Genomic DNA, 17,924 nt, shown 5'->3' with positions numbered 1-17,924 from the left:
TGCGTAAGGATTGGGCAGAGGCTGCGGATTTCGGGGAGTGCCCAATGCGCGGGCAACATGTCCGATCCTGCATCATTGCACAGGCTGGGCGGTTTATTCCGCGGCGCAGCGGGCGTAGTCTGGCCCGCAGAACGCGGAGACCCTCATGACGCGACCCATCGTCGGCATCATCACCAACAAGAACGTCATCGACAATTCCTACCGGACCCATTCCGGCGGCATCATGAACACCGAGGCGGTCGCCAACGTCTCGCGCTGCATGCCGCTGCTGATCCCCGCCGATCCGCGGTATGTCTCGGTCGAGGAACTGCTCAACACCTTCGACGGCTTCGTCCTGACCGGCGGGCGGCCCAACGTTCACCCCTCGGAATACGGCGAGGACGAGACCGAGGCCCACGGCACCTTCGACCGGGCGCGCGATGCGATCACCCTGCCGCTGGTGCGGGCCTGCGTGGAACGCGGTCAGCCTTTCCTCGGCATCTGCCGCGGGTTTCAGGAGGTGGCGGTGGCCATGGGCTCGACCCTGCACCCCGAGATCCGCGACCTGCCCGGCCGTATGAACCACCGGATGCCCCCGGATGGCACCATCGAGGAGAAATTCGCCCTGCGCCACAAGGTGACCTTCAAGGAGGGCGGCGTCTTCCACCGCCTGATGGGCGCACCGGAGGTGATGACCAACACGCTGCACGGGCAGGGCGTCACCAAGCCCGGCCGCCGCTTCAAGGTCGAAGGCACGGCGCCTGACGGCACGCCCGAGGCGGCCTATGTGGACGGCGCCACCGGCTTCACCCTCGCGGTGCAGTGGCATCCGGAATACGACGCCGCTAACGATCCCGTCTCGCGCCCGCTCTTCGAGGCCTTCGGGCGCGCCGTCACCGAATGGTCGGCGCAGAAGTCGGGCCGGGGCGTCCTGCGCTCCGCCTGATCCGCACATCGCCAAGGATTTCGAACAGGCGTCCACCCCGGTGGGCGCCTGTCGCATTGCGGGCATGCAGAATTGAGAAAGGTCTGTGCTCTTGACCTTTCTTTTGGCGACATTTATGTGCGAGGGATGGCTTCTTCCGGTAATATTCGGAAATGAAGTCGGGGTCTGCGCGCAACAGGGCGCGTCGACCTGCAAGGACATCGCTGCACGAGAAGGAATAGAGGATGGACTGGACCCACGTTCTGGCCGGCCGTACGGGCCGCATGAAGGCTTCCGAGATCCGGGAACTGCTGAAGCTGCTGGACCAGCCCGACATCATTTCCTTTGCCGGCGGCATCCCCGATCCCACGCTTTTCCCAGCCGAGAAGTTCGGCAAGGCAATGTCGGATATCCTCGGCGGGCCCGAGGCCTCGGTCGCGCTGCAATACTCGGTCTCCGAGGGCTATCGCCCGCTGCGGCGCTGGATCGCCAAGGAGATGGGCCGGATCGGCATCACCTGCACCGAAGAGAACGTGATGATCACCTCGGGCTCGCAGCAGGCGCTCGACTACCTCGGCAAGCTGCTGATCAACCCGGGCGACACCGCGCTGGTGACCTGGCCCACCTATCTCGGCGCGCTCGGGGCCTTCAACGCCTACGAACCGACCTATGACCAGCTGTCCCTGAACGGCAACCGCGGGGCGGAGGAATACCGCGCGGCGGCGGAGGCGGCAGGCGGCACGGTGAAATTCGCCTATCTCTCGCCCGATTTCGCCAACCCCACCGGCGAGACCCTGGACCTGAAGGGGCGCGAGCACCTGCTGGCGCTCGCCGAGGAGCTGGACTGCGCGATCATCGAGGACGGTGCCTATCAGGCGCTGCGCTACGAGGGCGAGGTGATCCCGACGCTGATGGCCATGGAGATCGCCCGGAAGGGCGACGTGAACGCCTGCCGCACGATCTATTCCGGCTCCTTCTCCAAGGTGCTGGCGCCGGGGCTGCGGGTGGCCTGGGTCGTGGCCGCGCGCGACGTGATCGACCGGATGGTGCTGCTGAAGCAGGCCGCCGACCTGCACAGCGCCACCCTGAACCAGATCGCGACGCTGCGCGTGGCGGAGCAGGATTTCGACGCCCATGTGGCCGGGCTGCGCGAGGTCTATGGCCGCCGCCGCCGCCTGATGCTGGAGGCGCTGGACCGCGAGATGCCCGAGGGCGTGACCTACACCCGGCCTGAGGGCGGCATGTTCGTCTGGATGGAGCTGCCCAAGGGGCTGGATGCCGCGGCCCTGCTGGCGACCTCGCTGGAGAGCGAGCGCGTGGCCTTCGTGCCGGGCGGCGCCTTCTATGCCGATGGCGGCCACGCCAACACGCTGCGCCTGTGCTTCACCCTGCACGAGAAGGAGAAGATGGACGAGGGCATCGCGCGCCTTGGCCGCCTGATCCGGCAGGCGATGGAGAAACTGGCCCCCGCACCGGCCCTCGCGGAGTGAGCCTGCGGGCGCTAGGCGTCTGAGGGGGGAACCGGGGCAGGCCGATGGCCCCGGACCGAACATATGTCCTCCGTCGCGCCATGGCAGCGCGCTTACCTTGGTGGCCCGGACATGGCGGATTGACGCGGGTGTGCTCTGCCCTCTGGCGGGACAGGGGGCCGATGCGCTAGCCCTTGGCGGTGGACAAGGGAGGCTGCCATGCGCAAGACATTCGATCTGCCCCAACTCTGGGTGCTGGCCTTCGCGGTGATCGCCTGGCTTCAGGCCCGCCATTTCTCCGCCGGGTTGCGCCTTGGCGGTCTCTTTGCCGATTTCCTCGGCGGGCTGCTGGTGGGCGGCGGGGTGCTGCTGATGGCGCTCGCGCTCTACGAGATGCGGCGCCAGCGGACCACGCCGATGCCCCATGGCACCGCCTCCCAGCTGGTCACCAGTGGCATCTTCTCCCGCACGCGCAATCCCATCTACCTCGGCGATGTCATGATTCTGGCCGGTCTGATCCTGCGATGGGAAGCAGTGCTTTCACTGCCCCTGATCCCCGTCCTGATGTGGATATTGGAGCGTCGCTATATCATCCCCGAAGAAAATCGCCTCCGCAGGCAATTCCGTGTTGATTATGCACGCTACTGCCAAAAGACTCGTCGTTGGGTTTGACAGCGAGGATGAGAACAGGCATCCCCGTTTCCTGATGCGCGCAATTTTATTGCGCAGTCGTTCAAATGAGCGTCCGGAAAAAGTCCGGGCGACGACAGAAGGTGTTCAGAAGGGAGATTTCTGCCGTGAAAATCGGAACGCCAAAGGAAGTGTTCGCGGGTGAGAACCGGGTCGCCATGACCCCGGACTCCGCCCTCCAGCTTCAGAAGCTGGGCCACGAATGCGTCCTTGAGAGTGGGGCTGGCGAGAAAGCCGGCTTCCTAGACTCCGCCTATGAAGCGGCCGGGGTGACCCTCGTGCCCGACGCGCAGGCGCTGTACGCGGCAGCGGACGTGATCGCCAAGGTGCGTCCGCCCAGTGAGGAGGAGGTCGCCCTGCTGACCCCCGAGAAGACGCTGATCAGCTTCTTCTACCCGGGGAGCAACGAGGCGCTGCTGGAAAGCTGCAAGGAGACCGGGGCCACGGTCATTGCCATGGACATGGTGCCGCGGATTTCGCGCGCCCAGAAGATGGATGCCCTCTCCTCCATGGCGAACATCGCGGGCTACCGCGCTGTGATCGAGGCTGGCAACAACTTCGGCCGCTTCTTCACCGGTCAGGTGACGGCGGCGGGCAAGGTGCCCCCGGCGAAGGTGCTGATCGTCGGCGCCGGTGTGGCAGGTCTGGCCGCCATCGGCACCTCGACCTCGCTCGGCGCGATCACGCTGGCCTTCGACGTGCGGCCCGAAGTGGCCGAGCAGATCGAATCCATGGGCGCGGAATTCGTCTACCTCGACTTCGAGGAAGCGCAGACCGATGGCGCGGCCACCGGCGGCTATGCTGCCCCGTCCTCGCCCGAGTTCCGCGAAGCGCAGCTGAAGAAGTTCCGCGAACTGGCGCCCGACATCGACATCGTCATCACCACCGCCCTGATCCCGAACCGGCCCGCGCCGGTGCTCTGGACCAAGGACATGGTCGACATGATGAAGCCCGGCTCGGTCATCGTCGACCTTGCGGCCGAGCGCGGCGGCAACTGCGAGCTGACCCAGCCCGACGAGAAGCTGATCACGGAAAACGGTGTGACCATCGTCGGTTACACGGACTTCCCCAGCCGTATGGCGACCCAGTCCTCGACGCTTTACGCCACCAACATCCGTCACATGATGACCGACCTCACGCCCGAGAAGGACGGTGTGGTCAATCACAACATGGAAGACGACGTGATCCGTGGCGCCACCGTGACCCACGAGGGCGCGGTGACCTTCCCGCCGCCGCCCCCCAAGGTGGCCGCGATCGCGGCGCAGAAGCCGAAGGAGAAGGTCAAGGAACTGACGCCGGAAGAGAAGCGCGCGGCAGAAACGGCGGCCTTCAAGGCGCAGACCAAGCAGCAGGTCACCCTGCTGGCCGTCGGTGCCGTGCTGCTGCTGGGGGTGGGCCTGATCGCGCCTGCCAGCTTCATGCAGCACTTCATCGTCTTCGTGCTGTCGGTCTTCGTGGGCTTCCAGGTGATCTGGAACGTCTCGCATTCGCTGCACACGCCGCTGATGGCGGTCACCAACGCGATCTCCTCGATCATCATCCTCGGCGCGCTGATGCAGATCGGCTCGGGGTCGTTCATCGTGATCCTGCTGGCGGCGCTCTCGGTCTTCATGGCCGGGATCAACATCTTCGGCGGTTTCCTCGTCACCCGGCGCATGCTCGCCATGTTCCAGAAATCGTAAGGGGTAGGGGATCATGGATTTCGGATTCACGACGGCGGCCTATGTGGTCGCGGCTGTTCTCTTCATCCTCTCCCTCGGCGGTCTGTCGGGGCAGGAAAGCGCCAAACGGGCCGTCTGGTACGGCATCGTCGGCATGGCACTGGCGGTCTTCGCCACGCTCATCGGGCCCGGCTCGGGCCTGTGGCTGCTCTCGGTCATCCTGATCGCGGGCGGTGGCATCATCGGCTGGTACGTGGCCAAGAAGGTCGAGATGACCGAGATGCCGCAGCTGGTCGCCGCCATGCACTCGCTGGTGGGTCTCGCCGCGGTCTTCGTGGGCTTCAACGCGCATTTCACCATGCGCGCGCTGGCCAAGGGCAAGGAAGCGGTCGGCACCTTCGCGGAGCTGGTGGCCCACAAGAGCCCGGTCGAACTGGGCATCCTGCAGGTCGAGCTGTACCTCGGCATCTTCATCGGCGCGGTGACCTTCACCGGCTCGGTGATCGCCTATGGCAAGCTGGCCGGCAAGGTGACCTCCAAGGCCGAGAAACTGCCCGGCGGGCACCTGCTGAACGCAAGTGCGGCCGGTCTCTCGGTGATCTGCCTGTTCTGGTACTGCTCGACCGGCGGGTTCTTCCCGCTGATCATCATGACGCTCTGCGCGCTCTTCATCGGGTATCACCTGATCATGGGCATCGGCGGCGCGGACATGCCGGTGGTGGTCTCGATGCTGAACAGCTACTCGGGCTGGGCGGCAGCGGCGATCGGCTTCTCGCTCTCCAATGACCTGCTGATCGTGGTGGGTGCGCTGGTGGGCTCCTCCGGTGCCATCCTGTCGTACATCATGTGCAAGGCGATGAACCGGTCCTTCGTTTCGGTGATCCTCGGCGGCTTCGGCGGCACCGCGGGCCCGGCGATGGAAGTGGAAGGCGAACAGGTCGCCATCGACGTCGATGGCGTGGCCTCGGCGCTGGAAGAGGCCGACAGCGTGATCATCGTTCCGGGCTATGGCATGGCGGTGGCACAGGCCCAGCAGAACGTGGCCGAGCTGACCCGCCGCCTGCGCGCCAAGGGCAAGGAAGTGCGTTTCGCGATCCACCCCGTGGCGGGCCGTCTGCCGGGGCACATGAACGTGCTGCTGGCCGAGGCCAAGGTGCCTTACGACATCGTGCTCGAGATGGACGAGATCAACGAGGACTTCCCGGATACGGACGTCGTCATCGTCATCGGCTCGAACGACATCGTGAACCCGGCCGCTCAGGATGACCCGAACTCCCCCATTGCCGGCATGCCGGTGCTGGAGGTCTGGAAGGCGAAGCAGGTCTTCGTCTCCAAGCGGGGGCAGGGCACGGGCTATTCCGGCATCGAGAACCCGCTGTTCTACAAGGACAACACGCGGATGTACTACGGTGACGCGAAACAGTCCGTGGGCGATCTGCTGAACAAGATCAGCTGATCCGTGCGACAGTGTATCGAGGGGCCCCGCCGGCAACGGCGGGGCCCTTTGCGTTTCGCATGCGACGGGCGGGGCCAAGAATTTTCGAAAATTCTTGGGAAAATTCTTCGAAGAATTTTCGGTGCGCGGGGAGAGGTTTGGGATGTCCTCTCGGGCGGTGTCCGGAAAATGCGCATTTTCCGGACCGGATTTTTCGAAAAATCCGGGCAGAGGGGCGCGGTCCGGTGCCGGGCCGGGCGGTGCGAGGAGGAGAGCGGGGCCGGGCGGCGCTTTCCGCCGCTGGCGTTTCTCGAACGCAGCAGCCGCGTATGCGATGGTATTCCGTTAAATGGCTGATATTGCGACATTTCACCGCCTTCTGTGCTAGGGTGTCCCCGGGCTAGCTGGCCTGACCTTAAAGAGGAGTTCCCGATGCAGGATCACCCGCTGCGCTATCCGCTGGCCAACGAATTGCACGCCCGGCCGTTTCCGGCCCTCGACGTGCCGTCCTCGGCCGTCTACCTGGCCATTGCGCCCAAGCCCGGCCAGTCGCGCGATCGCGCGGCAGAGCGGGCCCATCTGCTGGCGCTGCTGGACCGCCACGGCGCGGATCATCCCGCACCCGATGCGACCCATTGGTCGGGGCAGGTCGGACGCCACGTGCTGAAGTGGGAGAGCCATACCGAGTTCGTTACCTTCACTGCCTTCGCGCCCGGCCTGACCGCGCGCGCCTTCGATCCGGCGGAGTTCGAGGTCTTCCCGGCCGACTGGCTGGAGGCGGCACCGGGGGTGCGGGCGACCTCGGCCGTGATCCGGATCGAGCCTCTGGCGGAGGACGCCGTTCTGGGCGCGGCGCTGGCGGCGCATTTCGTGCCCGAGAGCCTCGCCTCGGCCCGTGTCATGGAAGGCGCGGCCGTGGTGGCGGGCGATTTCCGTATCGACCCGGCCGGGCACATGCGGTTCCTGATCCAGGTCTCGCCGGAGACCGGGCCGCAGCGGGTGGGCCGCATCCTGCAGCGGCTCTGCGAGCTGGAGACCTACAAGAGCATGTCGATGCTGGGGCTGGCCTGCGCCCGCGAGATGGGGCCGCGACTTGACGAGCTGGACCGCAAGCTGACCGAGCTGATGGCCGACATGCGCAGCACCGAGCGCGGTGCCGAGGCCACGCTGGGGGGGCTGCTGGAGATCTCGGCCGAGCTGGAGGACATGGCCGCCCGCGCCGCCTTCCGCTTTGCCGCGACCCGCGCCTACGAGGCCATCGTGACCGAGCGGATCGCCATGCTGCGCGAGGAACGCTACGAGGGCCGGCAGACGCTGGGCGAGTTCATGCGCCGCAGGTTCGATCCGGCGATGCGCACGGTGGCGGCCTCGGAGCGGCGGCTGGCAGGCATGGCGGACCGGGCGATGCGCGCGGGAGAGCTGCTGCGCACCCGGGTGGACGTGGAGCGGCAGGCCCAGAACCAGGCGCTGCTGGCCTCGATGGACCGGCGCGCCGACCTGCAGCTGCAGTTGCAGCGCACGGTCGAGGGGCTGTCCGTTGTCGCAATCAGCTACTACGCCGTCTCGCTGGTGGGCTACCTCGCCTATCCGCTGGCGGAGGTGATCGGCCTCTCCAAGGGCATGCTGACCGCGCTTGCCGTGCCACCGGTGGTGCTGGCGGTGTGGCTGGTCGTGCGGGGCATTCGCAGCCGCCATGGCGGGGGTGACGCGCATGGCGGCTGACGGCCCGGGCCGCGGGGAGACGGCCTGAGGGCACACCGGGGCGGGTGGGACATGGCCCCGGTGATCGGGTGAACCTGTGATCCGGTGATACGGTGAACGGCGGGTCCGGCAGGCCGGGGCACGGGGCCCCCGCGATGCGCTGCGGCGTTTGCTTGGGTACTGTTCGGGGGAGCGCGGGGCCGCCAGACGGCCGCCGCGCGTCAGCTTCCGCTGGCAGGTGGCGGGGCCACGCCCGCGGCGGCGTCGAAATTGTCGAGCAGAAGCTGCTGGCCCATCTCCTGCATCTCGGTCGTGGCCAGCCGCACCTCTTCCATGGCGGCCAGCACCGCCTCCCGGTCGTAGGGCCGGGCATTGGCCGCCTCGAACATGGCGCGCCGGGCGGCGCCGATCCGCTCGAAGGCCTCGGTGAACTCTCCGCGCCGGGCCCGCATGGCGAAGATGATCCCGCTGCGCAGGTCCTGGGACATCATCGACAGCCCGCCGCCATCGCCGTTCAGCGTGGTGCGGATCGTGTTGAACCGCCAGAGCACGCCGAGCGTCACCGCGTTGAGGAAGAGCGAGAGCACCAGCACGCCCCAGAAGGTCAGGCGCCAGCCCCGGTGATGCAGGCTCATGGCAGGGCCCTCCGCGCGGGGCCGGGCGTCTTGGCCCCGAACCGCAGGACGAAATTCAGCACCGGGTCGAAGCCCAGCGGATCGCCGGTGGCAAGGCCCGCCATGGCCATGTCGCGGCCCCGTGCCGGGGTGGGATATTTCGCGATCATCATGGGCGTGGCCACGAGCGCAAGGGCAAGGACCGCCGCCGCCGCCGCGGGGGTGGGGACAGGAAGCCTCCAGTCCGGGAGGCGGAGGCCTTGGCGGCGGCGACGGTCCTGCCGGACGCGGGCGAGTGTCGCCTGCGCCAGCCGGTGCTCCTCCGTCAGGGGTGGGAGGGGCCTTGCAGCGCCGAGGGCCGCAAGGAGCACCGGGTCGTCGGTGCCCGCCGCAAGCTGCGCCCAGGGGGCGGGCCAGAGGGCGGGATCGGGTCCGAATTCCGCGGCAAGCTGCGCGCGGTCCCGGGCGGTGAGGGGTGTGGTTGGTGCGTGAGTGGTGTCTGTCATTCTCGTATCTCCCCCGAGTGGGTCCGGTCCCGCAGGGTTCTGCGCGCCCGGACGAGCAGTTGTTCCACCGAGCCGCGACTAGTCCCCATCGCGGCGGCGATTGCCGGGTTGTCCATGCCGGCCACCGCCGAAAGCAGCAGCGCCATGCGCTGTCTCTCGGGCAGGTCGGCCATGGCCTCCCGTACGCGGGCCAGCTGCTGCCGCCCCGCGAGTGCTTGTTCCGCGTCGACCCAGGGCCCCGCGGTCATGTCTTCCGGGCTCTCCTCCGATCCCGGTTCCAGGCCAAGGGCCCGGGCAAAGCGCCGCCGGCGATACCGGTCGGTGCAAAGGTTGGTCGCGATCCGGTAAATCCAGGTGCTGGCAGCGCCCCGGTTCGGATCGTAGCGACCGGCATGGCGCCAGACCCGCAGGAAGGTTTCCTGCGCGATGTCCTCTGCCAGCTGTATATCGTCGAGGTAGCGCGCGGCCAGCAACCGGATGCCCCGGCCGTGCCGCAGGATGAGGGCGTTGAGCGCCCCTTCGTCCCCGTCCGCGACCCGGGCAAGCAGCCGGGCCTCGTCCGTCGCGCGCAGTGGTTGATCCACCGATGGCCTCTTTCATTGTTCCGTCGTCCCGGTCGAGGGTACCGCGCCCGTGGGAACTCTGTCCCGCAGACGCGGCCCCGGCCGCCGGTGCGTGCCCCATCGCCCGCACCGGTTGCCTCTTCGCCATGCACCCTTAGCGGGTCACGTTGCGGGTCTTGTTGACGGTCTGCCCGGCAAAGCCGTTGCGCGTCGTCGTGGTGCCGTCTGCGGTGGTCACGCGGTTGCGCGTCGCGGTGGCCGAGGTGCCGTTGGGCGAGGTCACCGTGGTGTCCTTCTGGCAGTTCGCGCTGCCCGAGCCGCGGATGCAGTCGCGGTTGCTGTCGACGGAGGTGCCGTTGCCGGTGGTGAGCTTCCAGCTCTGGGCCTGTGCCGGGGCCGCGACTGCGGCCAGGGTCAGGGCGGTCAGGAGGGCGGGAGCAAAGCTGCGGATCAGGGTCATGATGTGGGTCCTTCAGGGGGTTGGAGGTTGGGGTGTAGGTGTTGGGGTGGTTCGGTCGGGAAGGTATCGGGCCCGGAAAAGGCCCGGATCAGTTCTGAAGCGCGGCCCGCATGCGGGACACTTCGCCCTCGTCGAGGACACTGTCGCCATTGGCATCGGCGACCTCGAACATGGGCAGGTACGAGGTGAATTCGCTGCGGCTGAGGAGCCCGTCCGCATTGGTGTCCATGGCGGCGATCGAGAGGCCGGCGTTGGCCTCGGCGGCCATGGCGGCCCGCTGGGCCATCTTGCGCAGGCGGTCGGCCTCGGCCCGGTCGATCTGGCCGTCACCGTTGCGGTCGGCGCGGTCGAAGAGCGCGCCCTTACGGGCCATCAGCTCGGTCCGGGAAATCACCCCGTCGCCATTGGCATCGGCCTTGCCGAAGGCCGCGGCCTGCCGGGCGCCGGCTTGGGCGAGCGCGGGGGCCGCCAGAAGGACCAGCAGGGGCCCGGTTAGGAGGAGGGAGTGTTTCATCTGTTGCTCCGTCGTTGCCGTTTTCACAAGGGCATACGGGGCAGGGCGGCCAGTCCTACGCAGGGGCGGAACTATTTTGCGAAGAAAGGGCCAAGACGTTGAAATCACACCAAAAGAAAACGGCGCCCGCGTGGACGCCGTTCGATGTTGTCCGCTGTGAGCGGGTTATTCCGCCGGGGCCAGCCGCACGCCCGAGGGGCTGCGTGCGAGAAGCGCGTTCATGCTCAGCCCGCCTGCCGCGATGGCACCAAGGGCGAGGATCGCCGAGAGGCCCAGCGTCGGCACGCCCGCGAGGCCCGCCCCGATGGTGCAGCCGCCCGCCAGCACGCCGCCTGCGCCCATCAGCGCGGCACCGGCGAGGTAGCGGCCGGTCTGGCGCGGGCTCTCGAAGCTCTGCCACTGGAACCGGCCCGAGGCGAGGGCAGCGATCAGCGCGCCCGAGAGCACCCCGCCGATAAGCCCGGTGCCGAAGCCCGCGGGCACGGCGCTGGAGGCGATGGTCCAGAAGAGCGCCTCGGAGGAGGGCGAGATGAAGGAGAGGCTTTCCATCGCAATCGGGTCGAACTCGTCGAAGAGCACGAAGCCGGTGCCGACCCAGCCGAGCGGGACCAGAAGGCCGATCAGCACGCCAAGCGCCAGCATGCCGGGCTTGGCGCCCGAGCGGGCGACGATCAGCGCGGCAAAGGCCACGATGACAGCGGTCCAGACCCAGGGGCCGCCGACCCAGTTCGACAGCGCCGCCGCCTCGCCCAGCGAGACGGTGAGGCCGCCGATGGCCACCCGCAGCGGGGCCAGCACGCCCTTGAGCGCGGCATGGGCCACCACGGCGAAGACGGCGAGGACGAGCAGCGCGCGCAGGTTGCCGGTGCCGGTCAGCACCATCAGCCGCGACACGCAGCCCCGGGTCAGCACCATGCCCGCGCCGAACATCAGCCCACCGAGCAGGATGGCGGCCACGGGCAGGTCGCCCGCGAGGTAGCGGTGATCGGCAAAGCTGATCCAGCCTGCCGCCTGTGCGGCCTGCGTGCCCGCGACGGCCACGGCAAGGGCCGCGAACCAGACGCCTGCGGCTTGACGGCGATCCTCGCCCACGAGGGCGCGGCGGAAGCAGAAGGCGGACAGCTGGGCCAGCACGCCGAACAGCAGGCCAAGGCCAAGGCCGAACCAGACGGCGGCCTGCTGCGGGGTCAGGGTCTCGAAACCGAGGGATTCAAACATGGGGCTCTCCCGAGGGTAGGGAATTTGTTCCAGATAGCGGGGAAGAAACGCTCAGATCAAGCTATGTGAATGCGTGAATCCGGCGCGGAGGCAGACCTCTGTTCCGATTGCGCTGCTGGAGGGGGGAGAGCGTTCAGGTTCCGCGCATCCGGCGGAACGGATGTCCGGGCCCACGGCGGCGGGCCCGGACGAAGGGTCTTTTCTTCAGCGTCCGCGCAGGCGCGGGTCCAGCGCGTCGCGCAGCCCGTCGCCGAGGTAGTTCACCGACAGAACCGTCAGCGAAATGGCGACGCCGGGCAGAATCACCCGTTCGGGGTTCTGCTGCATGTAGTCGATGCTGTCGAAGAGCAGGCGGCCCCACGTCGGGAAGTCCGGCGGGAAGCCGAGCCCGAGGAAGGACAGCGCGCTTTCGGTGATGATCGCATTGGCGATCCCCAGCGTGGCCGAGACCATGATCGGCGAGACGACGTTGGGCAGGATGTGCCGGCTGATCATCTTGGTGTTGGTGGTCCCGATGGAGCGGGCGGCGAGGACAAACTCGCGCTCCTTCAGGGCCAGCACGTCGCCGCGCACGATCCGCGCCGCGGGCATCCACGAGGTGATGCCGATGGCGACCACGATCAGGATGAAGATCCCCGTCTCGGGGCCGAAGGCGGCCGAGAGCGGTTCGCGGAAGAGCAGCACCATCACGAGGAGCAGCGGCAGCAGGGGCAGGGCGAGGAAGAGGTCGGTCATCCGCATCAGCGGACCGTCCAGCTTGCGGAAGTAGCCCGCCAGCACGCCGAAGAGCGAGCCGAGGATCAGCGACAGCATCATGGCGGCGATGCCCACGGAGAGCGAGGTCTGCCCGCCCGCCATCATCCGCGCCAGCGTGTCGCGGCCCAGCTGGTCCGCGCCCAGCGGATGCGCCCAGCTGGCCTTGAGCCCAGCGGCCTTGGGATCCCCGAAGCAGGAGAACATCGTATCCAGCCCGGTGAGCAGGCAGGCGGTGATCGCCTTCGAGTTCCGGGCCCGGATGTCGATGAACGTCGGGTCCACGGTCCAGAGCAGCGGGCCGACGAATACCGTCAGCACCATCAGGATGAAGACGACGCCGCCCAGCATGGCGCCCTTGTGGTGGGTGAACTGCCGCCAGACGTCGAACCACTGGCTGCGCGGCGGGGCCGAGGGGATCGGGCCCGCGGCTGCGAGGGAGGCCGCGTAGGGGGCGGGGGTCGTTTCGGTTACGGCGGTCGCGTCGGGACCCTGTTTCTGGGTGTCGTCAGTCATAGCGGATCCTCGGGTCGAGGATGCCATAGAGCACATCCGCGACAAGGTTGAAGAGCACGATCAGCACGGCAAAGATGAAGGTGAGCGTCTGCACCATGGGCAGGTCGTTCGCCTCGATCGCGGTGATCAGGAGCTGGCCGAGGCCGTTCACCTTGAAGACCTGTTCGGTGATGATCGCCCCGCCGAAGACCTGCGGCACGCCAAGCGCGATCACGGTGACCACGGGGATCAGCGAGTTGCGCAGCACGTGCACGAGGACCACCACGCGCTCGCCCAGGCCCTTGGCGCGGGCGGTGCGGACGTAGTCCTGGTTCAGGTTGTCCAGCATCGAGGCGCGCATGAAGCGGCTGATCTGGGCGGCGTTGTAGAGCGCCAGCACGAAGACCGGCAGCACCATCTGGCGGATCTGGAGCTTGAAGCTGGCCCAGTCATTCACCTGCAGCGTCGTGTCGTAGATCGAGGGGAACCAGCCGAGCCCGACCGAGAAGATCACGATCAGCAGCACGCCGGTGAAGAAGGTCGGCACCGAGAAGCCCACCATCGAGATGAAGGTCCCGAGCTGGTCGAAGATCGAATACTGCCGGTAGGCCGAGTAGATCCCGATCGGCAGGGCGATCAGCACGCCCACGACGTAGGACATGCCCACGACCCAAAGCGTCTGGGGCAGGCGCTGCACCACGATGTCCATTACGGGCGAGCGGGTCTGCCATGAGAGCACCCGCAGCTTGCCGTCGGCGAAGTGCGTACCGAAGATGTTGTCGAACAGCACCTGCGGCTCGACCCAGAAGAACTGGACCAGCCACTTCCAGAACTGGACGTAGACGGAGTCGCCGAGGCCGAGGGCCTCGCGCATCTTCTGCTTCACCTCGGGCGGGACGGTCAGCGGCACCTGTGCCATCGGATCGCCCGGCGCGAGCTGCAGCAGCAGGAAGATCACGACGGAAATGAATAGGAGGGTGGGAACGGCCAGCACAAGCCGGCGGATCGTATAGGTCAGCATCTGGGCGGGTCCGTGATCCGGAGGAAAGGTCGCTGCGGGGGCACGGAAGAGGCCCGCAGCGGCGGAAAGGGGGCGCGGCGAACGCGCCCCCGGGGATCAGTGGATTACTTGATCCGGTACCAGTCAGCGACGTTCCACAGTTCGCTGTCCCAGGTGTTCAGCACCACGCCGCCCAGGGTGTTGGAATGGGCGGAGACACGGCCACGGTCCACCAGCGGGACGATGGTCATGGTTTCCTTGGTGATGATGTCGTTCAGCTTCTTGGCCAGTTCGCCGCGCTTCTCGAGCTCACCGGTCTGGGCCAGTTCCTTCAGGAGGGCATCATACTCTTCGTTGCAGAAGCGGTTGATGTTCTCACCCTGCCACTGGCTCGAGGGCTTGGGCTCGTTGCCGCATGCGTACATCGACAGGTAGGACTGCGGGTCGGTGCCGTCGAAGTTGTTCGCGTACATTTCCACGTCGGCATAGAACTTTTGGAAGGTGTCGGGCGAGCCCGGGTCACCACCGAAGAAGACCGAACCGGAGACGTTGCGCAGCTCGGTCTCGACGCCGATCTCGCCCCACCACTGCTTGATCAGGGCCTGGAAGTCCTGACGCACGGCGTTGGTGGAGGTCTGGTACAGAAGCTTCAGCTTCATGCCGTCCTTCTCGCGGATGCCACCGGCACCCACGGTCCAGCCAGCCTCGTCGAGCAGCGCCTTGGCGCCTTCGATGTCCTGGGTCAGGCACTCGGTGTTGGTTTCCGAGGCGTACATCTCGGGCGAGGGCACGAGGTTGCAGGTCGCGCGGCCGGCCTGACCGTAGCCCAGCTCGGTCAGCAGTTCGCGGTCGATCGCCATGGACAGCGCCTTGCGGACCTTGAAGTCCGACAGGATCGGGTGCGGTTCCGCGACGGTCGAACGGGTCTCGGGCGGCAGGTCGGACGAGGGGTTGGTGAGGTTCATCTCGATCCGCTCGACCAGCGTGCCGAAGCCGACCACGGTCTTGCCCTTGCCGCCGGCTTCCATCTCCGCGATGACCTCGGGGGCCAGCTGGAGGTTCCAGGCGTAGTCGAATTCGCCGGTTTCCAGAACCGCACGACCGGCCGCTGCCGCGTCGCCGCCGCCCTTGAAGGTCATGGTGGCGAAGGCGGGTTTCGCCGGATCGCGGTAGTTCGGGTTGGCCGAGAGCGAGATCACGTCGTTGGGACGGAATTCATCGACTTTGAACGGGCCGGTGCCGATCGGGCCGAAGTTGGCCTCGGTGCACTGGGGGGCGGCGGCGCCGAGGCAGTCGGCGAACTGTGCTGCCTGAAGAATCGGCGACTGGCCGCCCATGAAGGGGCCATAGGGGTTCGGTTGGGCGTTCTCGAAGGTGACCTTCACGGTCAGGTCGTCGATGGCCTCGACGCTGGCGACGTTGTTGAACTTGGCCAGCTGGGCACAGCCCCCATCGGGATGCATGCAGTATTCAGCGGTGAAGACCACGTCCTTCGAGGTCACCGGGGTGCCGTCGGACCACAGCAGGCCCTCTTTCAGTTTCCAGGTGATCGAGGTCAGGTCCTCGGAGACGCCGCCGTTTTCCAGCGTGGGGATTTCGGTGGCGAGATAGGGAACGAGATTGCCGTCCTGGTCGTAACGGCCGAGGGGCTCAACCACGATGGAGGACGATTCGATGTCCTTGGTGCCGCCCGAGAGATAGGGGTTCAGGATCGACGGCGCCTGCCAGTAGATCACGTTGACGTGGCCGTCTGCGCCACGCTCTGCCATGGCCGCAGGGGCCATCGCGAGGGCTGCGGCAGCGCCCAGCAGTAGGGATTTCGTACGCATCTCACTCTCCTAGTTGGATGGCCCGGGCTCTTTCTGGTCCGGCGCCAAGTACAATAAGGGGCGTTGGTCCGTGGACGGCGCCCCCCATCTGATAGTTTCCCGCAAATCCCCTCGGATCCGCCCCACGGTTGCGGATATGCAAAACTGTATGCGCTCAAATTGCAAGCCTCGCTGAAAGCTGACGCTGAGGGAGCCATCACACAGGTTTGACAGGGGCGTTTGCCTGTCTGTAGCCTCTGCACAATCTCTCACCAGAAAGGGTGCCCCCAGATGCTCGACCAGCCGATCGCCCGGATCGAGAACCTCCGCGTGGAGTTTCAGACCAAGGACGGCCCCGTTGCGGGCGTCGAGGACGTGTCCTTCTCCGTCAATCCCGGCGAAACCGTCTGCATCGTGGGCGAATCCGGCTCCGGCAAGTCGGTGTCCTCGCTCTCGATGATGCGGCTGGTGGAATTCGGCGGCGGCGAGATCGCCGGCGGGCGGCTGATCTTTGACCGCAAGGACGGCAAGGAGCTGGACCTCGCCAAGGCGGACCAGTCGCTGATGCGCACGATCCGCGGCAACGAGATCGGGATGATCTTCCAGGAGCCGATGACCGCGCTGAACCCGGTCTTCACCGTGGGCCGCCAGCTGACCGAGGGCCTGCGCCTGCACAAGGGGCTGAGCAAGGAGGCCGCCACGGCCCGCGCGCTGGAGCTGCTCAAGCAGGTCCGCATCCCCGAGCCGGAGCGCCGCCTGAAGCAGTATCCGCATGAGCTGTCCGGCGGGATGCGTCAGCGGGTGGTGATCGCCATGGCGCTTGCCTGCGAGCCGCGCCTGCTGATCGCGGACGAACCCACCACCGCGCTCGACGTGACGATCCAGGCCGAGATCCTCGCCCTGATGAACCGCCTCAAGCGCGAGACCGGCACCGCGGTGATGTTCATCACCCACGACATGGCCGTTGTCGCCCAGATGGCCGACCGCGTGGTGGTCATGTTCCGTGGCAACAAGGTCGAAGAGGGGCCCGTCGCCCAGATCTTCGAGAACCCGCAGCACCCCTATACCAAGGCCCTGCTGGCCGCCGTGCCCAAGCTGGGCGAGATGACCGGCAAGTCCGCGCCCGAGCCGATGCGCCTGCTGGGCCGCGACCAGGGCGAGATCAAGCCGATCCCCGGCACCGACGAGGTGCTGCTTTCGGTCAAGAACCTGACCACGCGATTCCCGGTGAAGGGCGGCTTCTTCCGCCGCACCGTGGCACAGGTCCACGCGGTCGAAGACGTGTCCTTCGACCTGATGCGCGGCCAGACGCTGAGCCTCGTGGGCGAATCCGGCTGCGGGAAATCCACCTGCGGGCGCTCGATCCTGCGGCTGGTGGAGCCGCAGTCGGGGCAGATCAACCTCGATGGCACCGACATCATGGCGCTCGATCAGGGCGCGCTGCGGAAGGCGCGGCTCGACATGCAGATGGTGTTCCAGGATCCGTTTGCCTCGCTCAATCCCCAGATGACCCTGATGGATCAGGTGGCCGAGCCGATGCGGAACTACGGCACCGCCTCGGGCGCCAAGCTGCGCGAACGGGTGGAGATGCTCTTTGAGCGGGTCGAACTGCCCAAGAGCTTCCTGCGGCGCTATCCGCACGAACTGTCCGGCGGTCAGCGGCAGCGGGTGGCGATTGCCCGCGCCCTGGCCCTGAACCCCAAGCTGATCGTCGCGGACGAGGCCGTCTCGGCGCTCGACGTGTCGGTACAGGCGCAGGTGCTGAACCTGATGATGGAATTGCAGGCCGATCTGGGGCTGTCCTTCCTCTTCATCAGCCACGACATGGCGGTGGTGGAGCGGGTCTCGCACCGGGTGGGGGTCATGTACCTTGGCCGCATCGTCGAGATCGGTTCGCGGCAGGCGGTCTTCGAGGACCCGCGCCACCCCTATACCAAGGCGCTGATGCAGGCGGTTCCGGTGGCCGATCCGCACAACCGCAAGGCCGAGAGCGAGCTGAAGTTCAAGCCGATCCCCTCGCCGATCCACGACATGGACTATGTCGCGCAGCCTTCGGTCTACGAGCAGGTGGGCGAGGATCACTTCATCCTGACGACCGACAGCGGGTATTGAGGCCGGGCAGGGCGCCTGTTT

16 protein-coding genes are annotated in these 17,924 nt (G+C 67.0%); 7 read left to right on the top strand and 9 right to left on the bottom strand.

Annotated features, from left to right (window positions below):
- Window positions 1-145: 145 nt before the first annotated feature.
- The 6 genes from LCM32_RS12090 (at window position 146) to LCM32_RS12065 (ending at window position 7,881) form a co-directional block, all read left to right on the top strand.
- Window positions 146-925 carry a gamma-glutamyl-gamma-aminobutyrate hydrolase family protein gene (locus LCM32_RS12090; protein WP_224821325.1) on the top strand — a complete coding sequence of 260 codons (780 nt, stop codon included), beginning with the start codon at window positions 146-148 and terminating at the stop codon, window positions 923-925.
- 224 nt (window positions 926-1,149) lie between these two features.
- Complete coding sequence (locus LCM32_RS12085; RefSeq protein WP_224821324.1) at window positions 1,150-2,394, top strand: PLP-dependent aminotransferase family protein; 1,245 nt, start codon at window positions 1,150-1,152, stop codon at window positions 2,392-2,394.
- 198 nt (window positions 2,395-2,592) lie between these two features.
- A complete protein-coding gene (locus LCM32_RS12080; RefSeq protein WP_224821323.1) occupies window positions 2,593-3,045 on the top strand; it encodes a methyltransferase family protein in 453 nt (150 codons plus the stop codon).
- A 125-nt stretch (window positions 3,046-3,170) separates the two neighbouring features.
- On the top strand, window positions 3,171-4,745 hold the full coding sequence (locus tag LCM32_RS12075; RefSeq protein ID WP_224821322.1) for a Re/Si-specific NAD(P)(+) transhydrogenase subunit alpha: 1,575 nt from the start codon (window positions 3,171-3,173) through the stop codon (window positions 4,743-4,745).
- Between the two features lie 13 nt (window positions 4,746-4,758).
- Complete coding sequence (locus LCM32_RS12070; protein WP_224821321.1) at window positions 4,759-6,180, top strand: NAD(P)(+) transhydrogenase (Re/Si-specific) subunit beta; 1,422 nt, start codon at window positions 4,759-4,761, stop codon at window positions 6,178-6,180.
- Between the two features lie 411 nt (window positions 6,181-6,591).
- A complete protein-coding gene (locus LCM32_RS12065; protein ID WP_224821320.1) occupies window positions 6,592-7,881 on the top strand; it encodes a DUF3422 family protein in 1,290 nt (429 codons plus the stop codon).
- Between the two features lie 200 nt (window positions 7,882-8,081).
- On the opposite strand, the gene LCM32_RS12060 is transcribed toward LCM32_RS12065, so the two are convergent.
- The 9 genes from LCM32_RS12060 to LCM32_RS12020 form a co-directional block, all read right to left on the bottom strand.
- Window positions 8,082-8,495 (bottom strand): periplasmic heavy metal sensor, encoded by a 414-nt coding sequence (locus tag LCM32_RS12060; protein ID WP_224821319.1) that lies wholly within the window; start codon window positions 8,493-8,495, stop codon window positions 8,082-8,084.
- A complete protein-coding gene (locus LCM32_RS12055) occupies window positions 8,492-8,980 on the bottom strand; it encodes a hypothetical protein (protein WP_224821318.1) in 489 nt (162 codons plus the stop codon). The genes LCM32_RS12060 and LCM32_RS12055 overlap by 4 nt, the downstream gene beginning before the upstream one ends.
- Window positions 8,977-9,564 carry an RNA polymerase sigma factor gene (locus LCM32_RS12050; protein WP_224821317.1) on the bottom strand — a complete coding sequence of 196 codons (588 nt, stop codon included), beginning with the start codon at window positions 9,562-9,564 and terminating at the stop codon, window positions 8,977-8,979. The genes LCM32_RS12055 and LCM32_RS12050 overlap by 4 nt, the downstream gene beginning before the upstream one ends.
- 133 nt (window positions 9,565-9,697) lie before the next feature.
- Entirely contained in the window at window positions 9,698-10,003 is a 306-nt protein-coding gene (locus LCM32_RS12045) for a hypothetical protein (RefSeq protein ID WP_224821316.1), read from the bottom strand.
- 88 nt (window positions 10,004-10,091) lie between these two features.
- Complete coding sequence (locus tag LCM32_RS12040) at window positions 10,092-10,517, bottom strand: EF-hand domain-containing protein (RefSeq protein ID WP_224821315.1); 426 nt, start codon at window positions 10,515-10,517, stop codon at window positions 10,092-10,094.
- 165 nt (window positions 10,518-10,682) lie between these two features.
- Window positions 10,683-11,735 carry a YeeE/YedE thiosulfate transporter family protein gene (locus LCM32_RS12035; protein WP_224821314.1) on the bottom strand — a complete coding sequence of 351 codons (1,053 nt, stop codon included), beginning with the start codon at window positions 11,733-11,735 and terminating at the stop codon, window positions 10,683-10,685.
- A 204-nt stretch (window positions 11,736-11,939) separates the two neighbouring features.
- A complete protein-coding gene (locus tag LCM32_RS12030; RefSeq protein WP_224821313.1) occupies window positions 11,940-13,004 on the bottom strand; it encodes an ABC transporter permease in 1,065 nt (354 codons plus the stop codon).
- On the bottom strand, window positions 12,997-14,004 hold the full coding sequence (locus LCM32_RS12025) for an ABC transporter permease (protein WP_224821312.1): 1,008 nt from the start codon (window positions 14,002-14,004) through the stop codon (window positions 12,997-12,999). The genes LCM32_RS12030 and LCM32_RS12025 overlap by 8 nt, the downstream gene beginning before the upstream one ends.
- A gap of 104 nt (window positions 14,005-14,108) precedes the next feature.
- Window positions 14,109-15,812, bottom strand: a complete 1,704-nt coding sequence (locus LCM32_RS12020; protein WP_224821311.1) for a peptide ABC transporter substrate-binding protein — start codon at window positions 15,810-15,812, stop codon at window positions 14,109-14,111.
- A gap of 270 nt (window positions 15,813-16,082) precedes the next feature.
- On the opposite strand from LCM32_RS12020, the gene LCM32_RS12015 reads away from it, so the two are divergent.
- A complete protein-coding gene (locus LCM32_RS12015; protein ID WP_224821310.1) occupies window positions 16,083-17,903 on the top strand; it encodes an ABC transporter ATP-binding protein in 1,821 nt (606 codons plus the stop codon).
- Window positions 17,904-17,924: the final 21 nt, after the last annotated feature.

The sequence above is a fragment of the Pseudooceanicola nanhaiensis genome, from assembly GCF_020171315.1.
Taxonomy (GTDB): Bacteria; Pseudomonadota; Alphaproteobacteria; order Rhodobacterales; family Rhodobacteraceae; genus Pseudooceanicola; species Pseudooceanicola nanhaiensis_A.
This window is presented reverse-complemented; position numbering and strand designations above follow the sequence as displayed.